General features: G+C 31.1%; 4 protein-coding genes. 2 read left to right on the forward strand and 2 right to left on the reverse strand.

The window, feature by feature from the left end; all coding sequences use genetic code 11:
* Nucleotides 1-80: 80 nt before the first annotated feature.
* Complete coding sequence (locus tag Q0C58_RS06090) at nt 81-650, reverse strand: bacteriocin fulvocin C-related protein (protein ID WP_290698846.1); 570 nt, start codon at nt 648-650, stop codon at nt 81-83.
* Between the two features lie 107 nt (nt 651-757).
* Between Q0C58_RS06090 and Q0C58_RS06095 the strand changes: the two genes are divergently transcribed.
* Both Q0C58_RS06095 and Q0C58_RS06100 read left to right on the forward strand, forming a co-directional pair.
* Nucleotides 758-982 (forward strand): helix-turn-helix transcriptional regulator, encoded by a 225-nt coding sequence (locus Q0C58_RS06095; RefSeq protein ID WP_290698847.1) that lies wholly within the window; start codon nt 758-760, stop codon nt 980-982.
* A gap of 60 nt (nt 983-1,042) precedes the next feature.
* Nucleotides 1,043-4,480 (forward strand): hypothetical protein, encoded by a 3,438-nt coding sequence (locus tag Q0C58_RS06100; protein WP_290698849.1) that lies wholly within the window; start codon nt 1,043-1,045, stop codon nt 4,478-4,480.
* A 102-nt stretch (nt 4,481-4,582) separates the two neighbouring features.
* On the opposite strand, the gene Q0C58_RS06105 is transcribed toward Q0C58_RS06100, so the two are convergent.
* Nucleotides 4,583-6,127 carry a glycine--tRNA ligase gene (locus tag Q0C58_RS06105; protein WP_290698851.1) on the reverse strand — a complete coding sequence of 515 codons (1,545 nt, stop codon included), beginning with the start codon at nt 6,125-6,127 and terminating at the stop codon, nt 4,583-4,585.
* Nucleotides 6,128-6,164 lie beyond the last annotated feature (37 nt).

The raw sequence follows: 6,164 nt of genomic DNA on the forward strand, positions 1-6,164 counted from the left end.
ATAAAGCTCCAGTAGAAATCGAATTAGAATTATCAAAGAAAAATAATAAATATGTAGCTTAAAAAATAGTACCAAATTTATTAGCTAGTCCAATAAGATAATAAAGTTCCACATCCAAACCAAGATGTGTCTTCACAATCATCTTGCCCTTCATTACAATCGATATCTTCCCAATAAGCGCCACAATGATTTGAAGAAAAGCTACAATCACAAGATGGACTAGACCCTCCATCCTGAAAAGGTAATTTACCGCTAATAGTGCCAAAGTAATCTACAAACTCTAATTTTGAAAAATGTGCTTGTGCTAATGATGACCATTCTGAGATATAATATATATTATCATCATAATTTTTATGATTACGATCATAAATATCTTTAGAAATGTATCTTTTTAAAGTAATAATCATTTCTATTTGATTTCTATTTAAATTATCATTTAATAGTATGTTTTCCATTTTCTTTTCCCACAAAAAAGACTTTGAGTCATTATTTAATAAACGAAAAGCAATTTTCTGCTCTTCTCCTTTCAAGGACTTTACATTTTCAATTTTTGTTAAGTCAATATTAGACTCTTCGGTTTCAATTTCATTTGTTTCACAAGATAGAAAAGCAAGTGTGCAAACAAATAAAAATAATAAACATTTTTTCATAATTAATAATTTATTGGTTAATAATAAACTAAAGGTAGAAAAAATAATTCAAATAATGACAAATATGTCATTACAAATCATTTAAACTTTTTTGAAATTGTAAGTTAATGACAAAGTCAAAAAACAATCTATTAAGTGTTGCTATTGCTAAAAAGATAAAATCTTTACGGCAAAAAAATAGCGTTACACAAGAGGTTTTTTATTTTGACACTGGTATTCATTTAGGAAGGATTGAGCAAGGTAAATCAAATATTACCTTGAATACTTTAGACATTATTTGTAATTATTTCGAAATTCCTCTAAAAGAATTCTTTTCAGATTTAGATTATTAAATATTCCATATTTCTAAATCGTTATAATAACTTTGCTTCTAATATGTTATAACTACTAGTATGAAGTTTACAGTTACTCTTTTTATTTTTTTCTACGTAATTGTTGCGTTCTCACAAGAGCGTAATTCTAATTTTAGGCAAAAAACTGTAGCTAAGACAGGTGTAATTATAATTGATAGCGTAAGTATTAATCCTAACAGTTTTTCTTTAAAACTAAAAGACTCTACCATTATTGACACTAGTTACTACTCTGTAGATTTCTCTAAAGCCATTTTAAGCTTTAAAAAACCTATTGATACAGATTCTTTAATTATAAATTATCTTAAATATCCAGAATACCTTACTAAAACGTACCAACAATTTGATGATGCTATAATTGTAGAAAACAACGATAAAGCAAATAAACTTTACAGAATAAAACAGCCAAATACTAACGATACATTTTCTCCTTTTGATGGGTTGACAACTAGCGGAAGTATTTCTAGAGGTGTTACTATTGGTAATAACCAAAACTCGGTTTTAAATAGCGAATTAGACCTCCAAATTACTGGAAATCTTAATGATAAGGTATCGCTTCGTGCTTCTATTCAAGATGCTAACATTCCTTTACAAGAAAGTGGTTTTTCTCAACGGTTAGATGAATTCGATCAGGTTTTTGTGGAGATTTTTAGTGACAGATGGAATATAAGAGCAGGAGATGTAGATTTAGAAAATAACGATTCTTATTTCTCTGAGTTTTCTAAACGTGTGCAAGGCCTATCGTTAAAAGCAAGATTAGGTGACGATAGTGCGCAAACAAACCTCTTTGCTTCCGGTGCTTTAGTTCGTGGACAGTTTACTACTAGCAAATTTACGGCTCAAGAAGGAAACCAAGGGCCTTATAAATTACAAGGGCAAAATGGTGAATTATTTGTGCTTATTGTATCTGGAAGTGAAACCGTTTACGTTAATGGCACTGTTGTAGAAAGAGGTGAAAATGAAGATTATATTATAGACTACAACGCTGGAGAAATTATCTTTAATTCTACATTTCCAATAAATAGTGAAATGCGAATTACCGTAGATTACCAGTTTAGCGATAGAAATTATTCTAGAATAGTCGCTTATGCAGGTGGAAATCACCAGACTGAAAAATTTAAAATTGGTGTTTCTGTTTATTCTGAAAACGATGCTAAAAATAATCCATTACAACAAAATTTATCTACAGACCAAGTAGGTATTTTAAGTGAAGCAGGAGACGATAGAACGCAAATGGTTGCACCTTCTAGCATGGAAGAAGTTTTTAATAACAACCGCATTCTCTATAAAAAAGAGATTATAAATGGTATAGAAGCCTTTGAGTTTTCTAACAATCCAGACGATACTTTATTTAATGTTAGGTTTACAAATGTTGGCGACAACCAAGGAAATTATATAATAAGTAGCATTAATGCCATTAATACTATTTACGAATATGTAATACCTATTTTAGGTGCGCCACAAGGAAATTTTGAACCTATTGTACAATTAGTAGCGCCTGTAAAATTACAGATAGCTATTGTTAATGGTAGTTATACACCTTCAGAAAAAACAGCTATTAACTTTGAATTTGCTGGAAGTAAAAACGATTTAAACTTATTTTCGAGCTTAGATGACAGTGATAACGACGGCTTTGCTGCAAAACTAAATGTAAATCAATCTATTATTAAACAAGATAGTTTGTGGAATTTAGATGCTTTTGTAGATACCGATTTTATACAGCAAGACTTTAGAAATATTCAAGGTTTATACAATCCAGAGTTTAATCGCGATTGGAATATAAATACAACAGCTACTAATGGTCTAAATTCTAATTTTGGAGATCAGGTTTTATTTACAGCAGGTACAAGAGCGTTTCATAATAAAAAAGGAAGTGCTAATTATTTGTTTGAACATCTTGGATTCTCGAATAATTTTAGTGGTAATAAACATACTGTAAATGCTAAACTATTTTTAAATGAAAAACTAGCACTTACAACAAATACCAGTTTTTTAAATAGTAATGCTACCGAAGCTAGATCTACATTCCTTCGTACTTATAACCAAGCGCGTTACAGCTTTAAAAAGAGTTGGGTTGGCGGAAGATTATCTGCTGAGGATAACGAGCAAAAAGAGGTTTTAACAGGTAGTTTTACAGATTTAAGTCAGCGTTTTAAAGCCTACGAAGTTTTTACAGGTGTTGGAGATAGTACAGGCGTTTTTGCAGAAATTGGTTATAAATATAGAGTAAACGATAGTTTACGTAATAACGAGTTACAGCGTGTAAACACATCTAACAACTATTATTTAAACTCACGGCTTATAAAAAACGAACGTACAAACCTGTCTTTATTTGCAAATTATAGAACTTTAAAAAATACAGATGAAACCATAGAAGACGAGCAGTCTATTAACTCTAGATTGTTATATAGTCAGCAATTTTTTAAAAATATAGTAAATTGGAATACTGTTTTCGAGACTAATTCTGGAACACTACCTCAACAAGACTTTACTTATGTAGAAGTAGAACCTGGTCAAGGTGCTTACACTTGGAACGACTATAACGAAAACGGAATACAAGAATTAGAAGAATTTGAAATTGCACAATTTCAAGATCAAGGACAATACATTCGTGTATTGCTACCTAATCAAGTTTTTATAAAAACGCATCAAAATAGATTAAGTCAAGCCTTAACTTTAAACCCAGGAAACTGGATTAACTCAGAAAATAAAAGCAAAAAATTCTGGTCGCATTTTTATAACCAAACTAGTTATTTAATAGACCGAAAAATTAAACGTGAAGGGAATGCTTTTAATATAAATCCGTTTGAGAGCGATGAAGACAACCAATTGGGTTTACAACTAAATTTAAGAAATGTATTGTTTTACAATCGTGGTAAACAACGTTACACCACTTCTTACACCTACTTAAATAACAAATCTCGAAATGTTTTAAGTGTTGGTTTTATTGCTAATAATTTACTTAGTCATCAGCTAAATTTCAACCATAAATTTGCCACAAATTGGCTTATAAACTTTCTTACAGGTTTCGATAAGAATGAAAGTGAAAGCGAAAATTTTGTAACCAAAAATTTTAAAATAGATGAAGAACGCTTCAACCCAAAAATATCTTATTTATTAAACGATAATGTACGCTTTGACGTTTTTTATCAATACACAAATAAAGCCAATACTATTGGAGATTTAGAAACCTTAAACCAGCAAAAATATGGCTTCTCGTTTGCTGTTACCAAAAATGTAAAATCTGCTATTTCTGGAGAATTAAATATCTTTTCTAACACTTTCGAAGGTAATGCCAACTCTCCTGTTGGCTATCAAATACTTGAAGGCTTACAACCTGGAAAAAACCTTACATGGAGCCTTTTAGCACAGCAAAAAATCACTAAATTTTTAGATTTGAATCTTACTTATTTTGGGAGAAATACAGAAACTAGTAAGACTATTCATACTGGGAATGTGCAATTGAAGGCTTATTTTTAGTAAGTGAAAACAAAAAAGCTCTCGAATATTTAATATTCGAGAGCTTAATTTATGAGGTTTCTTTTTCTACTAAAGCTTATTCAGCATATAGCAGGAACTAGATTATTTCATTTTCATTAGCCATGTTTTTACATCTACTTCTTTTTTAATGATGTCTCTTAAATCTTCAATTTTAACACGAGATTGTTCCATTGTATCTCTATGGCGTAATGTTACTGTGTTATCTTTTAATGTTTCGTGATCTACAGTAATACAAAATGGTGTTCCGTTAGCATCTTGCCTTCTGTAACGTTTTCCAACAGTGTCCTTTTCTTCGTAAAGCACGTTAAAATCCCATTTTAAATCTTCTATAATTTGTTTAGCTACTTCTGGTAAACCGTCCTTTTTTAATAGAGGAAAAACTGCTACTTTTACAGGCGCTAAAACTGCAGGTAATTTAAGTACTGTTCTTGTTTTACCATCTCCAAGTTCTTCTTCTTCTAAGGCATTAGAAAATATGGCTAAAAACATACGGTCTAAACCAATAGATGTTTCTAAAACATAAGGCGTGTAACTTGCATTCTCTTCATGGTCGAAATACTGTATTTTTTTACCAGAGAATTCTTCGTGTTGTTTTAAATCGAAATCTGTACGCGAGTGTATGCCTTCCAATTCTTTAAAACCAAAAGGGAATTTAAACTCAATATCTGTGGCAGCATCTGCATAATGTGCTAATTTCTCATGGTCATGAAAACGGTAATTATCTGTTCCCATTCCTAAAGAAAGGTGCCATTTCATTCTGGTTTCTTTCCAGTGCTCAAACCATTTTTTTTGTGTTCCTGGCTTAATAAAAAATTGCATTTCCATTTGCTCGAACTCACGCATTCTAAAAATAAATTGTCTTGCAACAATTTCATTTCTAAACGCTTTTCCTGTTTGGGCAATACCAAAAGGAATTTTCATTCTACCTGTTTTTTGTACATTTAAAAAGTTTACAAAAATACCTTGAGCTGTTTCTGGTCTTAAATATAAATCCATCGCAGATTCTGCGCTTGCACCTAATTTGGTACCAAACATAAGGTTAAACTGCTTAACGTCTGTCCAATTTCGGCTTCCTGCAACAGGACAAGCTATTTCTAACTCTTCAATTAGTACTTTTACGTCTGTTAGGTCTTCAGCTTCAAGAGATTTTCCTAGTCTTTTTAGAATGGTATCTATTTTTTCTTGATACCCTAAAACTCTTCCGTTGGTAGTTATAAATTCATCTTTATTAAAAGTATCACCAAAGCGCTTTGCAGCTTTTTTAACTTCTTTATCAATTTTAGCTTCAATTTTAAGACAATAATCTTCAACTAAAACATCTGCACGATAGCGTTTTTTAGAATCTTTATTATCTATTAATGGATCGCTAAAGGCATCTACGTGTCCAGAAGCTTTCCAAGTTGTTGGATGCATAAATATTGCCGTATCGATACCAACAATATTATCATGCATTTGCACCATGGCTTTCCACCAATAGTCGCGAATGTTTTTCTTTAATTCTGCTCCGTTTTGTGCGTAATCGTAAACTGCACTAAGTCCATCGTAAATTTCACTACTCTGGAATACGTAACCATACTCTTTTGCATGAGAGATTACTTTTTTAAATTGATCGTCTTGATTTGCCATAACTACAAAAATATAAAACCGTTCCAAATTTGGAACG

Origin of the sequence: Lacinutrix sp., from assembly GCF_023299985.1 — a bacterium.
Lineage (GTDB): Bacteria > Bacteroidota > Bacteroidia > Flavobacteriales > Flavobacteriaceae > Lacinutrix.